Annotated in this window: 28 protein-coding genes and 1 pseudogene; 15 read left to right on the forward strand and 14 right to left on the reverse strand. The window is 41.0% G+C overall.

The features are described 5' to 3' along the window. On the reverse strand, window positions 1–202 hold a 202-nt coding region (locus tag F8S12_RS04770; RefSeq protein ID WP_196515149.1), incomplete at its 3' end, for a transposase. A gap of 96 nt (window positions 203–298) precedes the next feature. Between F8S12_RS04770 and dxs the strand changes: the two are divergent. Beyond that, window positions 299–1,465 (forward strand): annotated as a pseudogene (gene dxs, locus F8S12_RS04775) (1-deoxy-D-xylulose-5-phosphate synthase); the annotation flags it as partial. Between the two features lie 184 nt (window positions 1,466–1,649). Here the strand turns inward: dxs and F8S12_RS04780 are convergent. Continuing rightward, window positions 1,650–1,967 (reverse strand): hypothetical protein, encoded by a 318-nt coding sequence (locus tag F8S12_RS04780; RefSeq protein WP_196515150.1) that lies wholly within the window; start codon window positions 1,965–1,967, stop codon window positions 1,650–1,652. On the opposite strand from F8S12_RS04780, the gene F8S12_RS04785 reads away from it, so the two are divergent. The 6 genes from F8S12_RS04785 (at window position 1,951) to F8S12_RS04810 (ending at window position 8,086) form a co-directional block, all read left to right on the forward strand. After that, complete coding sequence (locus F8S12_RS04785) at window positions 1,951–2,565, forward strand: hypothetical protein (protein ID WP_196515152.1); 615 nt, start codon at window positions 1,951–1,953, stop codon at window positions 2,563–2,565. The two genes, F8S12_RS04780 and F8S12_RS04785, sit on opposite strands and share 17 nt — an antisense overlap. Before the next feature lie 442 nt (window positions 2,566–3,007). Next, the gene (gene ispG, locus F8S12_RS04790) at window positions 3,008–4,222 is read left to right on the forward strand and encodes a (E)-4-hydroxy-3-methylbut-2-enyl-diphosphate synthase (RefSeq protein ID WP_196515156.1); all 1,215 of its coding nucleotides are present in this window, start codon (window positions 3,008–3,010) and stop codon (window positions 4,220–4,222) included. Window positions 4,223–4,277: 55 nt separating this feature from the next. Next, window positions 4,278–5,246 carry a geranylgeranyl diphosphate synthase CrtE gene (gene crtE / locus F8S12_RS04795; protein WP_196515157.1) on the forward strand — a complete coding sequence of 323 codons (969 nt, stop codon included), beginning with the start codon at window positions 4,278–4,280 and terminating at the stop codon, window positions 5,244–5,246. Between the two features lie 18 nt (window positions 5,247–5,264). Next, on the forward strand, window positions 5,265–6,467 hold the full coding sequence (locus F8S12_RS04800) for a 4-hydroxy-3-methylbut-2-enyl diphosphate reductase (RefSeq protein ID WP_196515159.1): 1,203 nt from the start codon (window positions 5,265–5,267) through the stop codon (window positions 6,465–6,467). A 44-nt stretch (window positions 6,468–6,511) separates the two neighbouring features. Then, window positions 6,512–7,450, forward strand: coding sequence for a 4-(cytidine 5'-diphospho)-2-C-methyl-D-erythritol kinase (ispE, locus tag F8S12_RS04805; RefSeq protein ID WP_196515160.1), 939 nt, complete (start codon window positions 6,512–6,514; stop codon window positions 7,448–7,450). A 114-nt stretch (window positions 7,451–7,564) separates the two neighbouring features. Continuing rightward, window positions 7,565–8,086 carry a hypothetical protein gene (locus tag F8S12_RS04810; RefSeq protein ID WP_230967798.1) on the forward strand — a complete coding sequence of 174 codons (522 nt, stop codon included), beginning with the start codon at window positions 7,565–7,567 and terminating at the stop codon, window positions 8,084–8,086. On the opposite strand, the gene F8S12_RS04815 is transcribed toward F8S12_RS04810, so the two are convergent. From F8S12_RS04815 to F8S12_RS04830, 4 genes are all read right to left on the reverse strand, one after another. Next, window positions 8,070–8,516 carry a tellurite resistance TerB family protein gene (locus F8S12_RS04815; protein WP_196515162.1) on the reverse strand — a complete coding sequence of 149 codons (447 nt, stop codon included), beginning with the start codon at window positions 8,514–8,516 and terminating at the stop codon, window positions 8,070–8,072. The genes F8S12_RS04810 and F8S12_RS04815 overlap by 17 nt on opposite strands. Before the next feature lie 175 nt (window positions 8,517–8,691). Beyond that, window positions 8,692–8,829 carry a hypothetical protein gene (locus tag F8S12_RS04820; protein ID WP_196515164.1) on the reverse strand — a complete coding sequence of 46 codons (138 nt, stop codon included), beginning with the start codon at window positions 8,827–8,829 and terminating at the stop codon, window positions 8,692–8,694. Between the two features lie 447 nt (window positions 8,830–9,276). Beyond that, on the reverse strand, window positions 9,277–10,197 hold the full coding sequence (locus F8S12_RS04825; RefSeq protein ID WP_196515166.1) for a histone deacetylase family protein: 921 nt from the start codon (window positions 10,195–10,197) through the stop codon (window positions 9,277–9,279). Window positions 10,198–10,240: 43 nt separating this feature from the next. Next, entirely contained in the window at window positions 10,241–10,942 is a 702-nt protein-coding gene (locus F8S12_RS04830; RefSeq protein WP_196515169.1) for an SAM-dependent methyltransferase, read from the reverse strand. 512 nt (window positions 10,943–11,454) lie between these two features. Here F8S12_RS04830 and F8S12_RS04835 point away from each other — a divergent pair. Beyond that, window positions 11,455–11,814, forward strand: coding sequence for a VOC family protein (locus tag F8S12_RS04835; RefSeq protein ID WP_196515172.1), 360 nt, complete (start codon window positions 11,455–11,457; stop codon window positions 11,812–11,814). A gap of 90 nt (window positions 11,815–11,904) precedes the next feature. On the opposite strand, the gene F8S12_RS04840 is transcribed toward F8S12_RS04835, so the two are convergent. Continuing rightward, window positions 11,905–13,650, reverse strand: coding sequence for a hypothetical protein (locus F8S12_RS04840; protein ID WP_196515174.1), 1,746 nt, complete (start codon window positions 13,648–13,650; stop codon window positions 11,905–11,907). Window positions 13,651–14,387: 737 nt separating this feature from the next. Here F8S12_RS04840 and F8S12_RS04845 point away from each other — a divergent pair. From F8S12_RS04845 to F8S12_RS04855, 3 genes are all read left to right on the forward strand, one after another. Beyond that, window positions 14,388–15,614, forward strand: a complete 1,227-nt coding sequence (locus tag F8S12_RS04845) for a succinate--CoA ligase subunit beta (RefSeq protein WP_196515217.1) — start codon at window positions 14,388–14,390, stop codon at window positions 15,612–15,614. A 212-nt stretch (window positions 15,615–15,826) separates the two neighbouring features. Next, window positions 15,827–16,708 (forward strand): succinate--CoA ligase subunit alpha, encoded by an 882-nt coding sequence (locus F8S12_RS04850; RefSeq protein ID WP_196515176.1) that lies wholly within the window; start codon window positions 15,827–15,829, stop codon window positions 16,706–16,708. An 87-nt stretch (window positions 16,709–16,795) separates the two neighbouring features. After that, window positions 16,796–17,386, forward strand: coding sequence for a Uma2 family endonuclease (locus tag F8S12_RS04855; protein WP_196515179.1), 591 nt, complete (start codon window positions 16,796–16,798; stop codon window positions 17,384–17,386). Between the two features lie 4 nt (window positions 17,387–17,390). Here the strand turns inward: F8S12_RS04855 and F8S12_RS04860 are convergent, their stop codons facing one another. The 5 genes from F8S12_RS04860 to F8S12_RS04880 form a co-directional block, all read right to left on the reverse strand. Then, a complete protein-coding gene (locus tag F8S12_RS04860) occupies window positions 17,391–17,969 on the reverse strand; it encodes a Uma2 family endonuclease (protein ID WP_196515181.1) in 579 nt (192 codons plus the stop codon). A gap of 10 nt (window positions 17,970–17,979) precedes the next feature. Continuing rightward, window positions 17,980–18,558, reverse strand: coding sequence for a Uma2 family endonuclease (locus F8S12_RS04865; RefSeq protein WP_196515184.1), 579 nt, complete (start codon window positions 18,556–18,558; stop codon window positions 17,980–17,982). 80 nt (window positions 18,559–18,638) lie between these two features. After that, window positions 18,639–18,980, reverse strand: coding sequence for a XisI protein (locus F8S12_RS04870; protein WP_196515186.1), 342 nt, complete (start codon window positions 18,978–18,980; stop codon window positions 18,639–18,641). Further along, window positions 18,968–19,384, reverse strand: a complete 417-nt coding sequence (locus tag F8S12_RS04875) for a XisH family protein (RefSeq protein WP_196515188.1) — start codon at window positions 19,382–19,384, stop codon at window positions 18,968–18,970. The genes F8S12_RS04870 and F8S12_RS04875 overlap by 13 nt, the downstream gene beginning before the upstream one ends. A gap of 103 nt (window positions 19,385–19,487) precedes the next feature. Continuing rightward, window positions 19,488–19,601 (reverse strand): caspase family protein, encoded by a 114-nt coding sequence (locus F8S12_RS04880; RefSeq protein ID WP_196515190.1) that lies wholly within the window; start codon window positions 19,599–19,601, stop codon window positions 19,488–19,490. Window positions 19,602–19,767: 166 nt separating this feature from the next. Between F8S12_RS04880 and F8S12_RS04885 the strand changes: the two genes are divergently transcribed. The 4 genes from F8S12_RS04885 (at window position 19,768) to F8S12_RS04900 (ending at window position 23,814) form a co-directional block, all read left to right on the forward strand. Continuing rightward, complete coding sequence (locus F8S12_RS04885) at window positions 19,768–20,478, forward strand: TIGR04283 family arsenosugar biosynthesis glycosyltransferase (RefSeq protein WP_196515192.1); 711 nt, start codon at window positions 19,768–19,770, stop codon at window positions 20,476–20,478. 207 nt (window positions 20,479–20,685) lie between these two features. Then, window positions 20,686–21,432: a TVP38/TMEM64 family protein gene (locus tag F8S12_RS04890; protein ID WP_196515194.1), complete on the forward strand. Its 747-nt coding sequence runs from the start codon at window positions 20,686–20,688 to the stop codon at window positions 21,430–21,432. Then, window positions 21,410–22,192: a TVP38/TMEM64 family protein gene (locus F8S12_RS04895; RefSeq protein WP_196515196.1), complete on the forward strand. Its 783-nt coding sequence runs from the start codon at window positions 21,410–21,412 to the stop codon at window positions 22,190–22,192. The genes F8S12_RS04890 and F8S12_RS04895 overlap by 23 nt, the downstream gene beginning before the upstream one ends. A 71-nt stretch (window positions 22,193–22,263) precedes the next feature. Further along, window positions 22,264–23,814, forward strand: a complete 1,551-nt coding sequence (locus F8S12_RS04900; protein ID WP_196515198.1) for a mercuric reductase — start codon at window positions 22,264–22,266, stop codon at window positions 23,812–23,814. Window positions 23,815–24,210: 396 nt separating this feature from the next. Here the strand turns inward: F8S12_RS04900 and F8S12_RS04905 are convergent, their stop codons facing one another. Together F8S12_RS04905 and F8S12_RS04910 are read right to left on the reverse strand one after the other, a co-directional pair. Further along, the gene (locus F8S12_RS04905; protein ID WP_196515200.1) at window positions 24,211–24,525 is read right to left on the reverse strand and encodes a Txe/YoeB family addiction module toxin; all 315 of its coding nucleotides are present in this window, start codon (window positions 24,523–24,525) and stop codon (window positions 24,211–24,213) included. Further along, a complete protein-coding gene (locus F8S12_RS04910; RefSeq protein ID WP_196515202.1) occupies window positions 24,500–24,802 on the reverse strand; it encodes a type II toxin-antitoxin system Phd/YefM family antitoxin in 303 nt (100 codons plus the stop codon). Before F8S12_RS04910 ends, F8S12_RS04905 begins: the two co-directional genes overlap by 26 nt. Between the last annotated feature and the right edge of the window lie 145 nt (window positions 24,803–24,947).

The raw sequence follows: 24,947 nt of genomic DNA on the forward strand, positions 1-24,947 counted from the left end.
ACGTCGCCCAAGGAATTACTGTATGAAAGAACCGCAACATCGTCCGATAACTACCACCAATGCCTGCCCAACGCGAAATTCCCAACATAGTGACTCGACCGCTCATTGCTAACATCGCCAGGATTATTTGGTTCAATTGCCGCATCGTTGTAGCGTTGATCTGCGGTAACAGGCATTGTAACAGTGATAAGATGTTGAACATGGGCTGCTTGTAGTTTTTGAGTTGTCGTTGTGAGAGACAATAACTCTACTACGCCAGCCCTCTCTCTTCATAATCTTTTTTTGGCGAAGGTATTGAGTAGATGGACATAATTTAGAGGAATTAATTACAACTTTCCAGCAAGCACACAAGATTGTTGGGCCAGTCCTGGTGCATGTAGCAACATTAAAAGGAAAAGGTTATGCGATCGCCGAACAAAATCAAGTCGGCTACCATGCCCAATCCTCATTTAATCTGACCACTGGTAAAGCGATCGCCTCCAATAAACCCAAACCCCCGTCCTACTCCAAAGTCTTTGCTGAAACCTTAATCAAATTAGCAGAAAATAATCCCAAAATCGTCGCCATTACCGCAGCCATGTCCACCGGCACCGGCTTGGATAAATTCCAAGCTAAACTGCCAGAGCAATACATTGACGTTGGTATTGCTGAACAACACGCCGTCACCCTGGCTGCGGGTATGGCTTGTGAAGGGATGCGTCCTGTGGCAGCAATTTATTCTACCTTCCTGCAACGAGCTTTTGACCAAATCGTTCATGATGTCTGTATCCAAAATCTACCTGTCTTCTTCTGTCTGGATAGAGCTGGTATTGTCGGTGCCGACGGTCCTACACACCAAGGGATGTATGACATCGCCTATCTGCGGTGCATTCCTAACATGGTGCTGATGGCTCCTAAAGATGAGGCAGAACTACAGCAGATGCTTGTTACCGGCGTTAACTACACCGACGGCGCTATTGCTATGCGCTATCCACGTGGCAACGGCTACGGTATTGCTTTAATGGAAGAAGGCTGGGAAACTCTGCCTATTGGTAAGGGTGAAATTCTCCGCCACGGCGATGATGTCCTGATGGTGGCATTTGGTTCAATGGTTTACCCAGCGATGCAGGCAGCACAAATCCTCAGTGAATACGGCATTGAAGCTACTGTGGTTAATGCCCGCTTTGCTAAACCCTTGGATACTGATTTGATTGTGCCTCTAGCTGCGCGGATTGGTCGAGTTGTCACCCTGGAAGAAGGTTGTTTAATGGGGGGCTTTGGATCAGCAGTGGCAGAGGTTTTGCTAGATCACGATGTAGTGGTGCCAGTGATGCGGATTGGAGTGCCTGATCAATTAGTAGATCATGCGACTCCCGAAGAATCTATGGCGGCTGTCGGCTTAACTCCCTCTCAAATTGCAGAGCGAATCCAAATTGAGATTCGACACCCCAAGGAATTGAAACTGCCAGAGTTTGAAAAAGTTTAACAGCTACTCAATGATGAAAACATTAATTACAAAACATCGCCAGTTAATCTGTTAAATCACTCCCAAGTTTAGTAATGCTAAACATTACTCTCACATTTTTAACACCTCGCGCTTTGTACAAAATTATATCTACAAAAAGGTAGGAACAAATGACAGAAATTATTGAAAAACGCACACAGTCTAATCAAACAAAATCGGCAACGGTTGTCGATAAAAACCCATTGAATCTTGCCGCTTCTTGGTACATTGCTATGCCCTCCAAAGAATAATTCAACACCTTTAAAACAGACTCTCCACTCAAGGGCAGCCAAAATTGATGTACCAACAATTGCGGCTGACCTAAGTAGAAGTGCGATCGCATTTGGAGTTTAGCCTGACAAATTCTGAAGGTAATAACTAGGTGGCGATGGCGCAAAGCGATCGCATCTTCTCCTCTGTTTCCCTTGCCTGAGTTTCCACCTGCTGAAGACGAGCGGCATAAATATATGCCTTTTTCCTTCACATTCAACACCAAAACGACGGTGCGACGGGTACTAGAAAATCCGTATGACCATTATCATCTAGCCACACTACATAAGCTACCCACTCCCACTACCTCCATTCAAGTCACTCTGCTTGATGAGCTTCCTCCAGATTCGCAGAGCGAACCACGCACTAAAAATGAAGCCAGGTATGGGGCTTTAGTTGAAACCAAAATTGAGAGGTATTTGTATTTTGGGCCAATAAATGCATTAGCCAAGGTTTTAGGGTTAAATACTGAAACCTTTATGACGCGAATAGACACCTGGCCTAGTGGACATTTTTTCACAATTTATATTAACGGTAAGGAAAAGGTTTCCATGATGCAAGGGATCACTCCGGTGGGCGAAAACAATACAACCGAATATGTTGTGCTCATGATCAAGAAAACTGGCTCTTTCTGGCAGGATCTAGTTTCCTATGCAGTTTTTGGTTTGCAAAACAAAGCTGTTGGCGCGCAGGATATACCAGTTTTTAATACCCTAAACGATGATAAGGGAGGGGCTTATGTTAAGCACGACCGACCCGCCTTGAAGTTCAGAGAATTCTATCAAAGTTGGGTTGATAAGGTTGAGATTTAGTGGTATACAATCCAGGTCTAATAGTTAATGGCTTATAGCAATCCTAAATGAGTTGTAAATAGTACGTTGGTAGGATGCCTGATTCATAGTCCTTCCAAATTTTCTCTGTTCAAATCTCAAATCGGATTGCTATATACCTAATTGCTATTAGCTTTGACTCGTCACCCACAATTGTCATGTGATCGCTCTTTAATTTCATTACGTCGAACTCAGGTTAAGTAGGAGTGCGATCGCATACAGGGCTGATACTTTTGAGTTCACCCTGACAAATCCTTAAGGTTATAGCTCGGTTCGCGATCGTATCTTCTAGTGGTGATTTGAGTCCAGCTTAACAACTGGCGCACTCTTTGATTTAGGAATCAGAACTCTTTGGTATCGCATTTTCAACTGAACTTAACAAACATCTTCTTATCAACTTGTATTTGACACTAAATAGTAACCTATGCAAACTCTATCAACTCCGGTCACTTCCGAAGCTAGTATAACTAGCACCATGATCCCCCGGCGGAAAACTCGTCCAGTTCGCGTCGGTGATGTCACGATTGGCGGCGGTTTCCCTGTGGTCGTGCAGTCGATGATTAATGAAGATACTCTGGATGTAGAAGCCTCAACAGATGGGATTCGGCGCTTACATGCCATCGGCTGCGAGATTGTCCGCGTCACCGTGCCGAGTTTGGCTCATGCTAAAGCAGTAGCTCAAATTAAGCAAAGACTTACAGAAACATACCAAAGAGTTCCTCTGGTTGCTGATGTCCACCACAATGGCATGAAGATTGCTTTGGAAGTCGCAAACCATGTAGATAAGGTGCGGATTAATCCAGGGCTGTATGTATTTGAGAAACCTAACGACCATCGCACCGAATATACTCAAGCCGAATTTGATGAAATTGGCGACAAAATCCGTGAAACTCTAGAACCTTTGGTTGTTTCTCTACGAGATCAAGGAAAAGCTATGCGGATAGGTGTGAACCACGGTTCTTTAGCTGAACGAATGCTGTTTACTTATGGTGACACTCCAGAAGGGATGGTACAATCAGCTTTAGAATTCATTCGGATTTGCGAATCCCTCAACTTCCGCAACTTGATTATTTCGCTCAAAGCTTCCAGAGTGCCTGTGATGGTTGCAGCCTATCGTCTATTAGCAAAGCAGATGGATGAACTAGGCATGGACTATCCCTTACATTTGGGCGTGACTGAAGCAGGTGATGGTGAATACGGTCGAATCAAATCCACTGCCGGAATTGCCACTTTGTTAGCCGATGGTATTGGTGATACCATCCGTGTCTCTCTGACAGAAGCGCCGGAAAAAGAAATTCCCGTTGGCTACAGCATTTTGCAAGCGCTGGGACTACGGAAGACTATGGTGGAGTATGTGGCTTGTCCATCTTGCGGTCGTACCTTGTTTAACCTGGAAGAAGTTTTGCATCAGGTGCGAGAAGCTACTAAACACTTAACAGGTTTGGATATTGCCGTGATGGGCTGCATTGTTAACGGCCCCGGTGAAATGGCAGATGCAGACTATGGTTATGTCGGCAAACAACCTGGTTATATTTCCCTGTATCGTGGGCGCGAAGAAATCAAAAAAGTGCCAGAGACGAATGGCGTTGAAGAATTGATTAATTTAATCAAAGCCGATGGCCGTTGGGTTGAACCTTAACAGTTAACACTGCTAACTAATTGATTTGGTCACTATGTATTAGGAAATAAGTCCAATGAATACTCAAGTCTTTGAACGAGCATTACGGAATTCTCAACCTGACGCTGGTCAGGTAATTGAGCGCAAAACAGACAAAGCAACCTTTGACCTCAAAGCCTACTTATCAGAAAAACGAGTCGAAGTAGAGGCAGCGCTTGACCAGTCAATCACAGTAGTCTATCCAGAAAAAATCTATGAGGCGATGCGTTATTCCCTACTAGCTGGGGGAAAACGCTTGCGTCCGATTCTGTGTCTTGCTAGCTGTGAGCTATCTGGAGGCACAATCGCAATGGCGATGCCAACTGCTTGCGCCTTGGAAATGATTCATACTATGTCTCTAATGCATGACGACTTACCTGCAATGGATAACGATGACTATCGGCGAGGTCGGCTGACGAACCATAAGGTTTATGGCGAAGATATTGCCATTCTCGCAGGTGATGGACTTTTAGCCTATGCTTTTGGTTTTATTGTCGAAAAAACAAAAGATGTACAGCCTACACACTTGTTGCAAGTCGTTTCCAAGTTGAGTTATGCAGTTGCCGCAACAGGTTTAGTTGGTGGGCAAGTACTCGATTTAGAATCTGAGGGAAAGCAGAATATTGATGTAGAAACACTGAAATTTATTCACGCCCATAAAACTGGAGCTTTATTAGAAGCCTCAGTTCTGAGTGGAGCAATCTTAGCAGGAGCCAATCAGGATCTTTTGCAACGGCTGACTCACTATGCACGCAATATCGGTCTAGCGTTTCAGATAGTTGATGATGTACTTGATGTGACTGCAACTACTGAAGAATTAGGGAAAACTGCGGGTAAAGATGAAAAAGCCCAGAAAGTAACTTATCCAAGTTTATGGGGCATTGAAGAGTCCAAACGTCAAGCACAAAATTTAGTTGACGAAGCCAAGGCTGAACTAAGTCCCTTGGGTGAGAAAGCTATACCTCTATGTGCGATCGCAGATTTTATTACAGCTAGAACTAACTAAATAAAAGGAACAAGTAAAATGGATACAAAAGCCTTTAAGCGATCGCTCCATAGTTCTGAGAATTACTATCGCAAGGGATTTGGGCACGCCGCCCAAGTTACCGAAAAGGTGCATTTTGAGTATCAGAGCAATTTAATCCAGCAGATCCGGGAGAATGTCTTTACTTGGCAACAAGGTGATGTCACAATTCAACTAGCAAAAGCGATGGGATTTTGCTGGGGGGTAGAGAGGGCGATCGCCTTGGCTTATGAAACACGTCAGCAATTTCCTACAGAGCGCATTTGGATCACTAACGAGCTGATTCACAATCCCTTGGTAAACGAAAACATGAGGGATATGCAGGTTGAATTTATTCCAGTTAATGAGCAAGGACAGAAGGATTTTTCGGTTGTTGCCAAAGAAGATGTAGTTATTTTGCCTGCCTTTGGTGCTAGCTTTGGAGAAATGCAGTTATTGAACCAAAAAGGCTGCAAAATCATGGATACAACCTGTCCTTGGGTTTCTAAGGTGTGGAATAGTGTCGAGAAACACAAAAAAGGCGATTACACTTCAATTATCCACGGCAAGTACAAGCATGAAGAAACCATCGCTACCAGTTCCTTTGCAGGAAAATATCTTATCGTCCTAAATCTGCAAGAAGCTGAGTACGTCTGCAACTATATTCTTAATGGTGGCGATCGTGAAGAATTCTTGACCAAATTTACTCATGCTTATTCTGAAGGATTTGATCCAGATACTGACCTGATACGAGTGGGTGTTGCTAACCAGACTACTATGTTGAAGGGAGAAACTGAGCGCATTGGTAAGCTATTTGAGCGCACCCTCATGCGTAAATACGGTGCAGATGAACTCAATGATCATTTCTTGAGCTTCAACACAATCTGCGATGCTACTCAAGAACGTCAGGATGCGATGTTCCAACTCGTAGAAGAAAAATTAGACCTGATGGTAGTGGTTGGTGGCTTTAACTCTTCCAACACAACGCACCTCCAGGAAATTCCGATTGAGCGTGGGATTCCTTCTTATCATATTGATACCGCAGAGCGGATTGGCCCAGGTAATCGTATCGAATACAAAAAGTTGCACTCCTGTTTGGAAGTGCAAGAAAACTGGCTACAACCCGGCCCAATTGTGGTAGGAATTACCTCTGGAGCTTCGACGCCAGATAAAGTCGTTGCTGATGTGATCCAGAAGATTTTTGACATCAAAGGAGCTATGTAAGAAGACGACGGAATATCTCAACTGCAACCTCTAAAATCTCCCTTATGCATTCCTATTCCTTGATGGCCTCAGCCAAAATCAATTTGTACTTGGAGATCATCGGCGCTCGTCCGGATGGCTATCATGATCTGGCGATGGTACTCCAAAGCATTGACCTAGCAGACCAAATTGACCTCCGCCCACTCGGAACTAATGCTATTCACCTGCATTGCGACCATCCAGAAGTGCCTCAAGACGAGAGCAATCTTGCTTATAAAGCAGCCGCATTGATGGCCGAAACATTTCCTGATGTTTTAGCCAAGTATGGGGGTGTAGAAATTACAATTCAAAAGCGAATACCTGTCGGAGCAGGACTAGCGGGTGGTTCCACAAATGCTGCCGCAGTTTTGGTCGGGTTGAATTTGATGTGGAACCTGAAACTAAGTGACAAGCAATTACAAGACCTTGGATCTTTACTAGGATCTGATGTGCCCTTCTGTATTGTTGGTGGTACAAAACTAGCTACAGGACGTGGTGAATGCCTTTCTTCCCTACCAGTACTGGATGACTTCTATGTAGTGTTAGGTAAGTATCGTAGTCTCTGTGTTTCAACAGCTTGGGCATATCAAACTTTCCGTCATCAATACCTAACAAATGAGCTTGCGAGAGAAAATCGTCAGCAGGAAGTTTGTCTAGAAAAAATGATGTCCGCTATCAAAGACCGGAATAATGGGCAAATCGGTCAGTTGCTTCACAATGATCTAGAACGAGTAGTATTGCCAGAATATCCTCAAGTGCAACAGCTACGAGACGAATTTCGGGGGTTGGGATGTGCTGGTATGATGTCAGGTTCTGGCCCTACCGTATTTGCCTTAACTAATTCTCAGACTCAGGCACAGCAAGTCCTAGAGTCGATGAAAATAGCAATTCCTGATCCTGATTTAGACTTATGGGTTTCAAAATTCAGAGATTCCAGTATTCGTGTTTCATCCTTGACAAAATAACCACTGCTGAGAATTCATTATTCAAAATTTCCGGCTTTTTCAAAAATAAACCATTCATGGAATAAGATTGCTAAGAAAAATTCTTCATTGGCTTGTAAATAATGAATGAATTAATTGCCAATTTGTCGGCAATTGCGAATTATTGAGGTGCGTTATCAGCAGCAAGACACTTGTTTTCTAATTCACGTTGAAAATCAATCTTACACTGAGATAGCATTTGCGAAGCGGATGTTTAAGTATTTTGCGCGTCTCCATGAAAAATATGATTTAGCGATTTACCCAGTTGTGATTTTTTCTTTTGATGAACCCAAACAGGCTGAACCTCAAAATTATCGCGTCACATTTGGCGACTTTAAGGTACTGGAATTTCAGTTTGCAGCAATTCAGTTGAATCGTTTAAGTTGGCAGGATTTCATAACTCAGCCAAATCCGGTGGCAGCAGCATTGATGTCGAAGATGAATATTCCAAGAGAGGAACGTCCGCAGGTGAAAACAGAATGTTTGCGGCTGCTGGCAACATTAAAATTAGACCCAGTAAGGATACAATTGATTTCAGGCTTTGTTGATACGTATTTAAGGCTCGACTTATATGCTTTAATTAGGTATAGGTTTTATTGGCCTATCCTCGATTTTTAATCAAGATTACTTGCATAATTGGTATTGCAATTTCACTAGAAACGCTTAACGCCTGATATAAATCATTTAAGAAGTTTTTTTCTTCTTCAGCTACTATACCTTCAGCTAAGACTAAATCGGTAGCTACTGCAAAAGCTGTTTCGCGCAGGTCTTGGGATAAAGATTCTTTAGCTATATTAAATAAAGTATTAAAACCATCTCCCCGGAGAATGTCTAGGATTTTGTCAAACAGCTTATTCATCATCTCAGAGGGATAACTTTTAAAAATTTTCACCCGAGACAGCACAGAAGTAATAGAATTTGCTTGCTCAACAGAAAGATAACCGTCTGAGGCTGTTGCTATTAAGACAATAACAGCAAAAGCTTCTGCTGGATTGAGTGCTGTTTGAGTTTGGCTTTCTGTCCCCAACACAGCGTCGAATAGACCCATTGTAGTAGCTCCTTGGTTAGGGTCTCAATAGTGGTACAGCTACCTGTTTGGTGGATTTACAGGTGAGAATGCAACGCTGTGAGACTTTTGTAACTTAGTATTCCCAGAATTTCTTCACGGCGAACACCTGAACCACTAATGGTTTTTGGCAATAAGTGCACTAATATGTCTGAACTTAGCGTTCTCCTGTCTTTTCTATTGTTTCAATTACCGCCAAACCTATAGCAGAAGCTGCTATTAACAGTATTGCTGATATCAAATAGGCGTTGGTCAGCATCTGTAAGGCTTCATCAAAAAAAATGTAGGTGGTCATTGCTTCACCCTTTGAATTTTGTGCTGCTAGTACTTTTTATTTCTCCACACCCTGATAGGTGAATTTCGATGAGAAAGTGCTAGCAATTGCATCTTAACAAAACTTTAGCTGTTTCAGAACACCATTCAAACTTTTTATTTCTGAAGATTTGATGAATTTGAAAAAGCATTTGTCAAAGAAATTACTTAGGGTGAAGTTAGAATAAAAGCTGTGTCGCCCTAAATTTACGGAAATATGGTTGTTAAATTGGTAAATTTCAGTCACAAATAATTATGACAATATAGTATACACAAATCACTTATTTCTGCATACTATATTGTGAAATCTAAAAGAGATACGTTTAAAAAATTTACGGAGTAAATTACTTGTTATGTGCCTTTATTTCAGTGGATATACGAAAGCCACTCAATCAGTGATTCCGAGGTTTCACTTAGAAAAAAGAAGTTTTTAAAGTAAACAACGTTCAATCGTCGCTACAACTGATTGAGAAAGTGCGTCAAAATCGTAGCCACCTTCCAAGCCAAAGAGAACTTTACGAGTTAGCTTTAGACAATAATCAGTGAACAAACCATAATCTTCTGATTGCAAATTGATACTTGCCAAAGGATCTGCCGCATTGGCATCATAACCAGCACTCACAATCAATAAATCCGCCTGAAAGGTTGCTAAAAACGGTACTACCTGTTTTTCAAATAGCGGCTGATATACTGAAATATCACTACCAGGAGGTACGGGTAAATTCAACACATTATTGTGAAAACCGTGTTCTGTTGCTCTCCCAGTACCGGGATAGCATGGGTACTGATGTAGGGAACAGTAGGCAATTTGCGGATGAGTTTCAACGATCGCTTGAGTACCATTACCGTGATGCACATCCCAATCGAGGATGGCAACGCGGTTAATTCCGGGTTGTTCGAGGGCAAAGAAAGCGGCGATCGCGGCATTAGAAAAGAGGCAAAAGCCCATACCCGCATCGCTTTCAGCATGGTGTCCTGGTGGACGCGCCAGTACAAAAGCCGGATTAGCCGACTCTAACACAGCTTTAACTCCATCCAACCAAGCACTTACTGCTAACAATGCCACATCATAACTACGTGGGGAAACAGGTGTATCTCCATCCAAAGGGCCGCCGCCACTAGAGGCAATTTCCCAAACTTTTTTGATGTACGCTGGGCTATGAGCTTTAACCAATAAAGACATCAATGATGGCTGTTCTGAAACTGGTGTGGGCGATCGCCAGACAATTTTATCTGCAAAGGTAGCTGCTTTTAAGGCGTTAGCGATCGCAATCAACCGTTCTGGCTTCTCTGGATGGTATTTTCCAGTCTTGTGATCTAGAAATTCGTCGGAATAGATGACTGGTAGCATAGGGCGAAAAAGGGTGAAACTGAGTAAGGAGTAAAATTACGAATTACGAATTACGAATTATATTATCTCTAGTTATCCTCAACATCTGATTTCCACCAGGTTGTAGTTCATATTCAACTTTTTCAATATCTATACTGTAACCTTTTGAAGTGTAATGTTTTATTATTTCATCTATATGTTGTGAAGGTTTCCACATTAAAGTTATCAGGGGAAATATTCGGATTTCTTGAGCAATACGCAGCATCTCACCTATTGAATTTAGGTGAAAATCATAATCGAGATGGTCTGAATATAAAAATAATAAATGTGAACAAAGGGCTATGTCAAATTCTTGATTTTTAAATGCCAATTTTGGTAATTCACCAACTGTATATCTATTGTTTTTTTTGCCCATCTCATAATCAGACAAAAATTTTTGAATTACTTTCACGCGATTGTGTCGCAAGTCATCTGGAGATTTATGATAGCTCCATACCCAATCATTCGGTGTAGCTTTTACTTGGTTAATGATGTTATCTACTACTTCATTAAACCTTTGCAATATTTCATCCCCGGAAAATTGGTATAGTGGATCAACAGAAACTACACTTTTACCCTGATGTGTCATTTCAACATTAAAGCTTGCTGGCCCGTCCCCAACTCCAATGATTCTTTTATTTAAATCTGCGTTTGTTAAATTAAATATTTTTATATATTCATCCATTGACCTTCCAAAAGGAACTACTTTATCTAGAACCATCGCCATAGGTTTTTCCTCGTAAGTAGACTGATTAAATAGGATAACTTTTAGTTTACCTTCTCCAACACTTCTCTTACCCAGTTTTCTTGCTCAAGCGTTAGCACTGATTTTAGGCATCACACTGCTCAAACCAGATACTTATGCTTCGTTATGTATATATATTGGTGATTACTATACAGATGACTTATGTGGGGCTAAAGGTGTAGAAATGAAATGCATTTCGATTGATAGCAAGCAACGTATCTTGAGCTAAGTGAACAGAGAGTTGAAGACCTTTTTCAAATTGAAAATAGGCTATCTCTTGATCAATATTAGTAAACTAAGATTACCAAGCAAGCACAATAAAATACACTAGTACCTCTAGGAAAAATACGTAATGACGCTCGATAGCGTTCGCGTAGCGTCTACTAGGAGCATCTGACTCGCTGACGTAATTTTTATACCGAAAGCGTTTGATTGATTTAGAAGGAGTGGTTTATTTACACCGTTGTGTAATAGTTGCCTAATGAAAGGTTGCAATGCAAATTCTTAAAGTTCTAACTAGAGTCTATCTTAATCCCATAGACTTGGATGAGGCGATCGCTTTCTATGAAGACCTCTTTACAGAAAAATGCTGGTTGTGGTTTCAGTATTCCGAGGCTGGGTTGGAACTCGCAGGTGTAGGTTCGATTCTTTTAATTGCAGGTTCAGCTGAAACACTCTCTCCATTCAAGAGTATACAGGCAACATTCCTCGTTGACTCACTTAATGATTTTAGAGAAGCACTTACTCAGCAAGGTGCAGTGATTCTAGCGGAACCTAACAAAGTTCCCACTGGAATCAATATGCGAGCGATGCATCCTGATGGAACAATTATTGAGTATGTTGAGTTTGCTTGATGAATTTTTAGCCACAAAGGATTTGCTTGAATGTAACATCCTCTCTGAGCAGGTGAACTGCCAGGATATTTACCCTAATTCCTAACTTTTCTACTCTCCTAGCGTCCGTGTATAAATTACCTGACTTTGAGAATCATAAAGGAAAAGGGACAAGTTGGCATTGTCGCTGATTACAGCTAGGGCTTCTCGTAGGGTCTGCAAGTGATTGCTAATGTCAACAGCAGTATTTGACATTTGAGAATTTGGATTAACCAAGCTATTTTGCCTTACTTGGTCATACTCAGGGGTTAACCGGACAATAATCCCTCTGTTGTCTATGGTGAAGGTGCAAATCCGAATTCCATTAATACAGGTTTTATTCAAGTCAGTACGGCTTTGTTGCAAACTACTAACAACTTGGAGTTTTTCTTGTGCTTGCTTGAGAGCGGCTGAATAAGATTCGATGAGGGATTGAGCCGGAGTGTAGTACAAGCTATCACGGGAAATCTGTTCAGCAGAGCGCAAAGCCTGATCCCAGTATGTCGTAGCTGCTTGCCATTGCTTTTGTTGCTCATAAACTTTGGCTTGCTTGGCAGTGCTAACGGCTTGTTGGTAGGTTTTAACAGCTAATTGTTCTTTAGTGGCGCGATCGCGTGCTACTGCTAGTTTAGGTTTATAATCTATCAGTAGCTTTTGAGCTTCTTGGTATCCAGTACTACTTTGGGGAATGATATTCAAGGCATTAATTGCCACCAGCCAAGTAGACCGTACCTTTTGCCAGTCATTCAAAGATTTAGCAGTAGCTTCCCGGTTCTGGGCTGCATTGGCTACAGCTTTTGCTGCCGTTAGTTTTTTTAGCCATTTTTCCTCAGTAAATATCTGCTGATTTACAGCGTGCAAACGAACACGATAATTAAGTAATTTACCTTGCACTAGCCCATAGAGTTCACTACTGGAATTTATCGCCTCTAGTGGCGCTATAGCTTGTCGCCATAAATGTTGCCTAGCTTGTAATTCCTCTAGACTATATGCGGGAGTTTGAACTTTTTGTGCTGCCAAGGATGCCAACTGCAAAGCCTTTACCACCTGGTTGATTTTTTCTGACCGCCCAGACAAACTTGCTTTTAGTTCTTCTGACATCTGATAACGGGGTGCCCAACTAGGAATTGTGTTCAAAGCTGCGCTGGCTTGTGCAAGTTGCTGTTGTACAGCTACTAATTCTTTTTCAGACTTGGCGCGGCGCATCAGTTGCGGGGATTTTGTTTTTAATTGCTCGGCGTTTTGTATTTCTTTACACTCAGACATCACACAAGGGCGAGTCAAGAAATAAGCACCACCGCCTAAAACTATAATTCCCAGCAAGACTGCACCCAACAGGATAGGTTGGACTTGGCGTGCTGATTTTAAAACCGATAAATTTGGCGCATCTGCAAAGGGGTCAAACAGTTCCTCCTCAGACTCATCTAGTGATGGAAAATATGTCAGAGCAGATGAGGGAGATGAAGGGGATGAGGAATATGAGTCGGGTGTTGCTTCCCCATCTTCCCATGCCGCCCTCTGCTGGAGAGTTAGAAAACATTTGGCATAAGGCAGTTGTTCACCAAAAACTCTCAGGAAACATTGCACCCGTTGCTCTTTGTGAGGTACTAGAGACTGGAGTACTTCCTCAAGTACTGCAAAAATTAGCTGAGTATTAATTATTACATCTGATGTGTGTTGCACTAAAACCATTAGCTCGTCTTTTTTGACAGCACACTTAACCTCGAAGACTTCAGCCGATGGGACTTCTACAAGCAATTGTTCCTGCAAAGTTTTGGCTAAAAGCTGTAAGTCTTGCTGCTGGACTGCTACTTTCATAGAGCTTTCCCGCTAAATTTCTATATTGTTTTGATTATCTTTAAGGGGTTGAAACAAACTTATTCCGTTTGTTGAATGCAAATACACGGTTTAACCAACTACAGGCTCAAAATCTGAACGACCAACTTTCTAACACAAATTCCGACTTTTAACCAAAAATTAAAAGAGAAGTAATTGTTTGCCTCGCTACATTTTCAGACGAAATTAGATAATCCGTCTTCAGGGATGAATTTGAAATACAAATGGGAATAATAGAGTTTTTGAGCATTTCTATGACATTACTTTTAGGACTTACGCAAACAATAGCTGAAAAGAGTGATTTTTAGGTAGGGGCAATTCATGAATTGCCCCTACCCCGTGTAGTTTTGCGTAAGTCCTAACTTTGTGACAATTCAACTTACACGAGCTACTGCCTTAGAAAGTTTTAATTCTAGAGCAAGTATGGCAAACTTATTTAAAGGTTTAGGAAACGATGCTCTGTCAGAGGTTTTTGACAGAAATGCTAGTTATCTTCTATGCTGAGAAACCTACTGAGGAGATTAATTACGTCTTGTGGCTCTGGCACAAACAGGTTAGCTATAGAAATTAATTTGCCTCATTTGCTGAATTCGATAAAATTGATCCGTGAAAAATAAATTTTTATAGCTGCCAAAAGCTTAATTCTGTAAGAAAGGTGCTGCAAAATATTCAGACAGCATCAATCAAAGGCTTGGAAAGTGTCAATACAAGGTGCATCAATGGATTTATTAGAGTATCAAGTTAAAGAATGGTTTGGGAAAATAGGCATTCCCGTATTGCCCTCCCAACGAATAGACCATCCTACAGATTTGAAACGTTTAAAAATTGGCTTTCCAATTGTACTAAAATCTCAAGTACATGGAGCTGAACGGGCAAAAGCTGGTGGAGTCAGGTTTGCGGAAACGACTATCGATGCGATCGCAGCTGCTCAAAATATCTTTAGTCTACCAATATGGGGCGAATTGCCGGAAGTTGTACTAGCAGAAGCTCAATACGACGCCAGCCAGGAATTTTATCTCGCAGTGGTTTTAGACACTGCTGTTTGCCGACCAGTACTTTTAGGTTGCAAAGAAGCAGACATTGATTGGGAATCTGCTGGGGAAAGAATGCACCATGTCGTCGTCGAACAGGAATTCTCGCCATTTTATGCCCGACGACTGGCTTTGAAAATGGGCTTACAGGGGACGCTGATGCAGTCAGTAAGCAGCGTTGTGGAGAAGATGTACCACTTATTTATCCAAAAAGACCTGGATTTGGTCGAAATTAATCCCTTGGCAGTCAGCGCTAATAATCAAGTTATGGCTCTTAATGGTAAAGTCAGGGTCAACGAACGGGCGATCAAGCGTCATCCAGACCTCGCCGAGATGGCGGCAAAAATCATCAGCCGTCATACCAATACTGAAATCAACGGTATTTTGGGCAACTGGGATGGTGTAGAAATGCACGGAAAAATCGGTATTTTAGGTAATGGTACTGGTTCAGTGATGGCAACTTTGGATTTAGTCGCCAATGCTGGTGGCAAACCAGGTGTTTGTTTGAATTTACGTCATGCTTTTCTCACAGATACTACACCAACTACTTTCCGCGATCGCCTAGAGACAGGTCTGAAAATTCTAAACGCTGACAAAAGCATTGAAGTAATACTAATTAACTTTTTGGGTAGTATTCCTCAGAGTGAAGAAGTGGCTGAAGTTATAGCCAAATTTGTACAGGAAGACAAGAGCGAACTTAAATCACATATTGGACGTTCTAATGGTAGTAAAAGTCGGCGAGAACTTAATTTTCCACCCTTGGTTGTCCGGCTTGCTGGTTCCGAGTTTAATGCAGCTAGAAAATATTTAGCAACACTAAAAATCCACAGCGATACGTTGATAGTGTTAGAAAATTTAGATGAGGCGATCGCGGCAGCAGTTCGTCTTGCTAAACCAACTGCTAATAAGAAGTAGTGATCAATAATTCGTATCGGTTTTATTGTTTTGAATCTGTAGCTTTGTTTGATTCAATTGGTATTATTTTCTACTACAGGAGATGAATTTTGAAATGTAACCCTAAAAGTTAGAAATTTCAGTAAAAATTGAATCAATACGACACGTTTACAGTGTCGTTTTAATGTCCAGTGGCTCAACTCTCTGAGTTGCTAAACTTACGGTAATTTTTTATGAACCTAACGCCAGATAGTAAAGTGTTAATTCAAGGCTTTTGTGAATTTATATCAGGCACTCATGCCGCTCAAATGAAAGCTTATGGTACAAATTTGGTAGCTGGTGTCAATCCTGGATGTGGTGGACAGGAATTGTACGAGTTGCCAGTATATGACTTAGTGGAGGAGGTAATTGAACAATTTGGAGCAATTGACACGACGATTATCTGTGTAGATCCTTACGATGTGCTAGATGCGGCATTGGAAGCGATCGCATCTGATATTCGCCAGATTATTATTATCACTGCTGGAGTGCCACCTTTGGATATGGTGCAATTGCTCCGCAAAGCCGAAGCCTGTGAAACCTTGGTAATCGGGCCAAACAGTCCGGGGATTATTGTACCAGGAAAAATTCTCTTAGGAACTCAACCTAGCGAATTTTATACACCTGGGCCAGTGGGGATCGTCAGTCGTAGCAGCACCCTCACCTACGAAGTCGCCTACGAATTAACAAAAGCTGGTTTGGGACAGTCGATTAGTGTCAGCATTGGTAGTGATGCGATCGTTGGTTCTTCGTTTCTCCAATGGCTGCAAATTCTTGATGAAGATGAAACGACACAAGCGATCGTTTTAGTCGGTCAACCTGGTGGTGGTAGTGAAGAAGCAGCAGCGCAGTACATTGCTGAGGCAATTGATAAACCAGTAATTGCCTACATTGCCGGGAGACAAGCACCACCAGGAAAAACTTGGCGTCAAACTGGGACTTTAGCAACAGTTATTGGCCGCGCTCCTGATTTTGGCACAGCCCAAAGTAAATTAGCTGCTTTGAAAGAAGTACAAGTTCCCGTAGCTGAACGCCCTTCTCAAATTCCAGAATTGGTGAGAAAAGGGATTAATTGATCTTCTCCCCGGCGTACCTATAAAGTTGTGCCGGGAATTCCTAATATTAAGCCTCTCATGTAAATTAATCAAAAATAAAGTGTTGTTATGACTATCCCGCTTGTAGAGCAACCCACAGAAGAAAAACTGGTAACTCTCAAGGATGTTTCTTGGGAGCAATTCAAAGGGATTGAGGCACAACTTCAAGAGAACCGTAATGTTCGACTATCTTATTTGTCAGGAATCTTAGAAATTATGTCCCCTATTGGAGATAAACATGAAAAAGTTAAAAGTACCCTTGGCTTGCTGCTAGAAGCTTATATGAAAAAGTTGGGCATCCGGTTTTACAAACGTGGCGGTTTCACTTTGGAAGAACTGGGGTATGCTTCTGGCACACCGGATGAGTCTTACAGCATTGGTGTAGAAAGGGAAGTTCCTGACATTGTTATTGAAATCATTGTCATCAGTGGCACTATTAACAGGAAAGAGTTATATAAGCCTAAAAAAGTCCCGGAAGTTTGGTTTTGGAAATCTAATCAAATAAAAATATTCCGTCTTAGCAAAGGTGGCGAGTATGAAGAAGTAGACCGAAGTGGGTTTTTTCCCGACTTAGATCCAGCTTTGCTGCTGCGTTATATCGCTATGCCTGACCAGTACGATGCTGTTGTTGAATTTGAGCAAGCTATCCGCAATCAATGAATATTCATTTCCAGATAATTTGCAAATTTAAAATAAATCCTGGTAAAACATCCTCTCCTGATAATTGTTGTGGAAATGTTAATATTTCCACTGGTTGACCAAGACGATAAATTTCTACCTGACGCATTTTAGGATTAATTAACCAACCTAATTTCACTCCGTTATCGATATATTCCTGCATTTTCTCTTGCGTTTCTCTCAAAGTATCGCTGGGTGACATTAACTCTAAAACAAAATCTGGGGCAATTGGGGGGAACTTTTCTTGTTCTTCGGTTGTGAGTGCATCCCATCTATCTTTACTTATCCAAGCGACATCAGGAGAACGGTTAGCACCATTGGGAAGTTTAAAGCAAGTAGAAGAATCGAAGCAAATTCCTAATTGAGTTTGGCGATTCCAAAACACAAAATCTGCTGCAATTTCAATATTACGATTTCCAGTTTCTCCGCCTGTAGGTGGCATGATTAGAAGTTCCCCGGCTGCATTCCGTTCAAATTTGACTTCAGGATTTTCCCGACATAACTGATAAAATTGGTTATCGGTGAGTTGAATGATGGGGTTTAAGTTAATAGCGATCGCTGTCATAAATAAGTATTCATTTCCAGATAATTTGCAAGTTTAAAATAAATCCTGGTAAAATATCCTCTCCTGATAATTGTTGTGGAAATGTTAATATTTCCACTGGTTGACCAAGACGATAAATTTCTACCTGACGCATTTTAGGATTAATTAACCAACCTAATTTCACTCCATTATCTATATATTCTTGCATTTTCTCTTGCGTTTCTCTCAAAGTATCGCTGGGTGACATTAACTCTAAAACAAAATCTGGGGCGATCGCTGGAAACTTTTCTTTTTCTTCGAGTGTAAGTGCATCCCATCGCTCTTGTCTAATCCAAGCGACATCAGGAGAACGGTTTGCACCATTGGGAAGTTTAAAACAGGTGGAAGAATCAAAGCAAATCCCTAACTGAGTTTGGCGATTCCAAATTCCGAAGTCAACAGAAATTTCAAAATTACGATTTCCAGTTTCTCCGCCTGTAGGTGGCATTATCAGTAGTTCTCCGGCTGCATTCCGTTCAAATTTGACTTCAGGGTTTTCCCGACACAACTGATAAAATTGGTTGTCAGTGAGTTGGATGATGGGGTTTAAGTTAATAGCGATCGCTGTCATAGTAATTATATTGAGATAGTAGTTTCTGCCGTGTTGTACTTGTATAATCTTTGTTAAAGAATAGAGATAGGAAATAATATTTAAATCGTTGCAAACTCAGTATATTTCCTCACTTCTGGAGGCTGAAAAGCCAACACAATATCACTTGCGGGAACATTTAAACTCATTAATTCAGTTGCCATTCCTTCCTCGGTCAAATCTTCTTCAATGTAAATTTTTTCATTTTTAATGCGAATATAGACAGAAACTCCCTTAACTCTTTTCCCTTGTTTCCAACCAATATTGAACCACAAATATTGACTTCTCTCATCATCAAACATTAACACTTCATCCACATCAACAACAGGTAATTGTGACGAAATCCTTTGATACTCTGTTAAAACTTTCTTAATCAGATTTTGATATTGAGTTAACTTGTCCATTTCAGAATCTCCTGTTTATTCATATCAACAACTAATAGTGAGACTTGATATTTTTCCACAATTAATCGAATTGCAACTTTTTGAAAGAAATCTTCATAAATTATTTCCCCTATCGCCAAATATAATTGTTTTTCAGGATATTCAAGAGAAAGTAGAGCTTTATAAATGAGATATTGACCTAATGCGGTTTCAAAATCACGCATAGGAGAACGACTCAGAAAACTTTTAATTTCAATAACAATTTGTTTTCCTTCTCTACTCGCAGCAATGGTTTTTTCACCAGCAAGATCGGCAAACAGTTTAACTTCTTCATACTTAATTGGATAAGGATCGGCTGTAATTATCCAACCATCCTTAATTAAGGCATTTTTAACCGCATCGTGGTACACATCTTTTGCTGGCATTTTCACCCTGTAATCTAGACAAAGTAGCTATTGGAGCTAATTAATATAATTGTACTAAGGGCAGTTATATTTGTGATAATTTAATTCGTTCTTTGAAAATTACTTAGCTATACTGTTGTAAGATTTGAGCGATCGCTTCAGCATCGGCAGCTGGTACGTTGAGACATTTTAATCGGTCATACGTATTAATTCCCACCACCAAAGCGTCTCGACTCATCCCGGAAAGCCCTATGATAGTTGTACCGAATTATTTTCAGCTTCTACAAAAAATTTACCGCATTTTCCGTAAAAATTAGTAGAGGCACACATCCGTACACCTCTATCTGCAATTCTTTCAGGCGAGATTTATTCTATGACCAACTGGAAAAGAAAACTCAGTAATCATGAGTCAAAATATTGGCGCTGCTAAAATTTCGATTATTATTCCAACTCTCAATGAAGCCGGAAATATCAAAGAAGCCATTGCAATTACCCAACCCAGTACAAATGTAGAGGTAATTGTAGTAGATGGTGGCTCAAAGGATGACACAGTAAAAATAGCTCAGTCTTTAGGTGTCAAAGTTATCTCATCATCTCCCGGTCGTGCTGCTCAAATGAATGCTGGTGCTGTAGCTGCTAGCGGTGATATTCTGCTGTTTCTTCATGCAGATACCCGTTTACCGACTGGGTTCGATGAGATGATTCGCACAGCACTACAACAATCTGGGACTGTGGCTGGTGCCTTTAAGTTGCGGATTAATGCCTCATTTATAAGTTTACGATGGGTAGAGTGGGGAGTAAATGTGCGATCGCATTTTTGCCAAATGCCCTACGGCGACCAAGCAATTTTTTTAACAAGAAAAGTATTTCTGGAAATTGGCGGCTTTCCCGAATTGCTAATTATGGAAGACTTTGAACTCATGTGTCGTTTAAAACGCATCGGACGTATTGTAATTATCCCCACACCTGTTCTCACTTCAGCCCGTAGATGGGTAAAAAAGGGAGTGTTCAAAACTACGTTACTTAATCAAGTAGTAATTATTGCTTATTTACTTGGTGTTTCACCTGAGCGAATTCATCGCTGGTATCGCCAAGATAAATTTAAGAAAATTTAAGCTGTTTTTCATGTGGATAGTATATCTTAGTGACATCGGATTCGAGGTGTAAATTTCAACATTGAGCCTCAGAAGGTCAGCGAAGAGGAAAAGGGGCAGGGGGCAGGGGGGAAACCCCATAAATAAATTTATTGGCTCTGAAACAAGGACGTATTATTGCTCGTGTTACGCATCTCAAAATAAATATTTTTGCTTTTGGGCATAAAAATGAAGAAACGTATATTAAAATCTAAGCTCAAACTATTACTGTTATGTTGCCTAGTTGGCACTTTGATAATTTCTGCCAAACTGTTGAACATTCAAGGACTTTTGCAAAACTCAGTCATTTGGGTTCACAGCCTTGGTACTTTAGGGCCTATCGCCTATATAACCATTTACAACTTGGCAACATTACTGTTTATACCAGGTTCTCTCCTAACACTAAAAGGTGGTTGTTTGTTTGGAGTATTTTGGGGGTCAATATATGTGCTAATTGCTGCAACAATCGGAGCTACCTTGTCTTTTCTCGTTGGACGCTACTTGTCGCGGGATTGGGTTTCTCGACAAATGGACAAACATCCTAAATTTAAAGCGATTGATTTGGCAGTTGCCAAAGAAGGATGGAAAATTGTTTTATTAACTCGCCTCTCTCCCGTCTTTCCCTTTAACTTATTAAATTATGCTTTTGGAGTCACACAGGTTTCTCTCAAAGACTATATATTAGGTTCCTTTGCTATTATTCCCGGTACTGTAATGTACGTTTATATTGGTTCTTTAGCCAGTAATCTGGCCATGATTAACACATCTAATCAACCAACTACTCCAGAAACTCAAATCTGGCAATGGGTAATGCGAGTAGTTGGGTTAATTGCTACCATTCTCGTGACTGTTTATATCACAAAAGTTGCCCAGAAAGCTCTTGCTCAAAGTATATCAACAGTAGGAATAACTGATGATGAAACTAAAAATAATTAAGATACCTAAAATTTTTACTCCGACTAACTCGCAGAAGTTTTTGAGACTAAATATATGCCTATTACTAATATTTGCGATTGCTTTTTTGTTAAATACAGACTTTGCCTTGGCACAAGAATCTGCAAATCAAAATTCTTTCAATCCCCAAGTGATTTTACGGAATGCGTTGCAATGGATTGATAGCCTTGGTACAGTGGGAGCGATCGCTTTTATTGGACTTTATATTATCTCTACCGTCGCTTTTTTCCCAGGCTCCATCCTTACCTTGGGAGCTGGTGTTATCTTTGGCGTAGTTTGGGGTTCGTTTTACGTGTTCATCGGTGCCACCCTCGGCGCTACTGCTGCTTTCCTCGTCGGACGCTATTTAGCAAGAAACTGGGTTGCGCGTAAAATCGCAGATAACAAAAAATTTGCCGCTATTGACCAAGCTGTTGGTAGAGAAGGATTAAAAATTGTTTTGTTAACGCGACTGTCCCCAATATTTCCTTTTAACTTATTGAATTATGCCTTTGGTATCACAAGAGTTTCACTCAAAGATTATTTTATCGGCTCCGTGGGCATGATTCCCGGAACCATTATGTACGTTTATATTGGTTCCCTTGCGGGTAATCTTGCCATGATTGGTACCGAAGCTCAACCCAGCAACCCCACCATCCAATGGACAATTCGGATTGTAGGTTTTATTGCAACAGTCGCCGTTACAATTTATATAACCCGTATTGCCCAAAAAGCTTTAGAAGAAAAAGTGAGCAATAATTAAACTTCTCTGCGAAACTTTGCGCTTCCCTCTGCGCCCCTCTGCGTTTAAACTTTAACCCTCAATTTGCTACGATGACTAATTCAGAATTCGAGAGAGTCACTGTTCGCCCAATGGATGAGTATAATCAAAAATTAGTATCTTACGTCCATCCACCAAATTGGGTTAATCCTCAACCAGCCGATATTTACGACTTGGTAGTAATTGGTGCTGGTACGGCGGGATTAGTAGTGGCGGCGGGTGCAGCAGGTCTAGATTTAGGCTTAAAAGTGGCGTTGATTGAAAAGCATCTCATGGGTGGGGATTGCTTAAATCTTGGTTGCGTACCATCTAAAACTGTGATTCGCTCTGCTCGCGTAGTTGGCGAAATCTGGAACGCCAAAGACTTGGGAGTTAATATTCCCCAACATAATATTGATGTTGATTTTCCCAAAGTCATGACAAGGATGCGGCGAGTAAGAGCTGATATCAGCCATAACGACTCAGCAGAGCGGTTCTCATCGTTGGGGGTCGATGTCTTTTTCGGTAGCGGTCGATTTGCGAGTAAAAATACCGTAGAAGTTGGCGACAAAACTCTGCGGTTTAAAAAAGCTGTAATTGCTACTGGCGCCAGAGCCGCACAACTGTCGATTCCAGGAATTGAAAAAGCGGGTTATCTAACTAATGAGACGGTTTTTTCCCTAATTCAACGACCGGAACGTTTAGCTGTAATTGGTGGCGGCCCCATTGGTTGCGAGTTGGCGCAAGCTTTCAGGCGCTTGGGTTGTGAAGTGGTACTTTTCCATCGCGGCTCTCATCTTCTGAATAAAGAAGATGCTGAGGCTGCGGAAATTCTCCAAAAAGTTTTGATTAGCGAAGGAATTCGCGTCGTGTTGAATTCCAAGTTAGAAGAGGTAGTAACTGTTACCGAGGGGAAACGGCTTTACTTTTCCTCCAATGGTCATCGAGATTCGGTGACAGTAGATGAAATTTTAGTCGGTACGGGGCGATCGCCAAATGTAGAAGGTTTAAATTTAGAAGCAGTGGGGGTAGAATACGACAAGGGTCAAGGTGTAAAAGTAAATGATTACCTCCAAACGACCAATCCCAAAATTTATGCAGCTGGCGATATCTGCATGAACTGGAAGTTTACCCATGCTGCTGATGCAGCAGCGCGGATTGTGATTAAAAATACGCTATTTTCTCCCTTTGGTTTAGGACGCTCTAAACTTAGTAGTCTGGTAATGCCTTGGGTAACTTATACTGACCCTGAAATTGCCCATGTCGGGATGTATGAACACGAGGCGCAGAAGTTAGGCATTGAAGTGACGACAATCAAGATACCTTTTAATAGTGTAGACCGAGCGATCGCTGATGATGAAGAGTCAGGATTTCTCAAAATCCACCATAACAAGGGGTCTGATAAAATTATCGGTGCAACTATTGTCGCCAGTCATGCGGGTGAGATGATATCAGTTGTGACTACGGCAATTGTAAATAAGATAGGTTTGAGTAAGTTAAGCAGTGTGATTCATCCTTATCCCACTCAAGCCGAAGCTATTAAGAAAGCAGCTGATGCTTATCGTCGGACACTCCTAACATCAAGGACGAAAAAATTATTGGGATTTCTGACAAAGTTATCTTAAACAAAATCAGTGAATAGCTCAGATAACTATTCACTGACACTTCTTACCAGGGAAGATAGCAATTGCTTATATCTTCTCCAAAAAGCTCTGTAAGCACAGACTGAAACTGACGCTACGTGTAGACTGCATGTTCTTAAACCCTTTTATTTACGATAAAAAGGGAAGCATGAGTATGTTAATATCTCGGAAAAATAAATAATTGCTGTAGATATATTAAACTTTTAAGCCACTAATCAAAAATTTTATAAGCATTTGAATTAAATTAAATTAAACATTCTTTTTGTGTTGATTCATGAAGATGGTATTTTGTCAATATAATTTAGATGCGTTTCCCCTGGAAGCGATGTCTAACGACAAGCCGCTATGGGTCTATGCTCAAGTTGAAAAGTAAGCCAGTTATTCGTAGTGATACCGACAAGCGAGAAAATCAATCTGAGTGTTTCCCACGCGATACACAAGCCGATGCTCTAAATCAATTCGCCTTGACCAAATATCTGCATCCATATATTTCAATGCTTCCGGTTTACCAATACCCTCAAATGGATCTTGCATTACAGCCGTAACCAAATCCAATATTTTTGATGCTTTTTGAAAATCTTGCTTGAACCACCAAGCTAAATCTTCTTTGAATTTAGAACTAAAACCAGGACTTCGATTAACAACAACTGGCTTAATCTCACTAGCTTCAGCTTTCTTTTTCTTCTTGCTCAATTCCCAACTCCTGCTGAAGTTGTGCGATCGCTTGAGGTTGGATCTTGCCAGTTTTCGACTCCTCTATTGCATCTAGTAAACGACGCGCATTAGCAGGCGATCGCAAAAGATACACTGTCTCCAGCAAACTTACCAAATCTGACTCAGCAATTAAAGCCACATTTTCACCATCGCGACGATTGATCATATACACCTGATGATTTTCGACTACCAATTCTAACAACTTAAAAAAGTCATTTCTCGCATCAGTTGGGGATGTGATTTTGTAAGGTAGCATTACTTTATGTACATAAATTTGTACATATATTATAAACTTAACATCGCGCCGTCTACGCCAAAATTGAAGGGTAGTTGGCTGATCAACTACCCTTTCTAGCTGTTTTGCCAAGCTGTTCTAGTGCGATCGCTTGCTCATTACAAAA

This window comes from Nostoc sp. WHI (assembly GCF_015714725.1).
Classification (GTDB): domain Bacteria; phylum Cyanobacteriota; class Cyanobacteriia; order Cyanobacteriales; family Nostocaceae; genus Nostoc.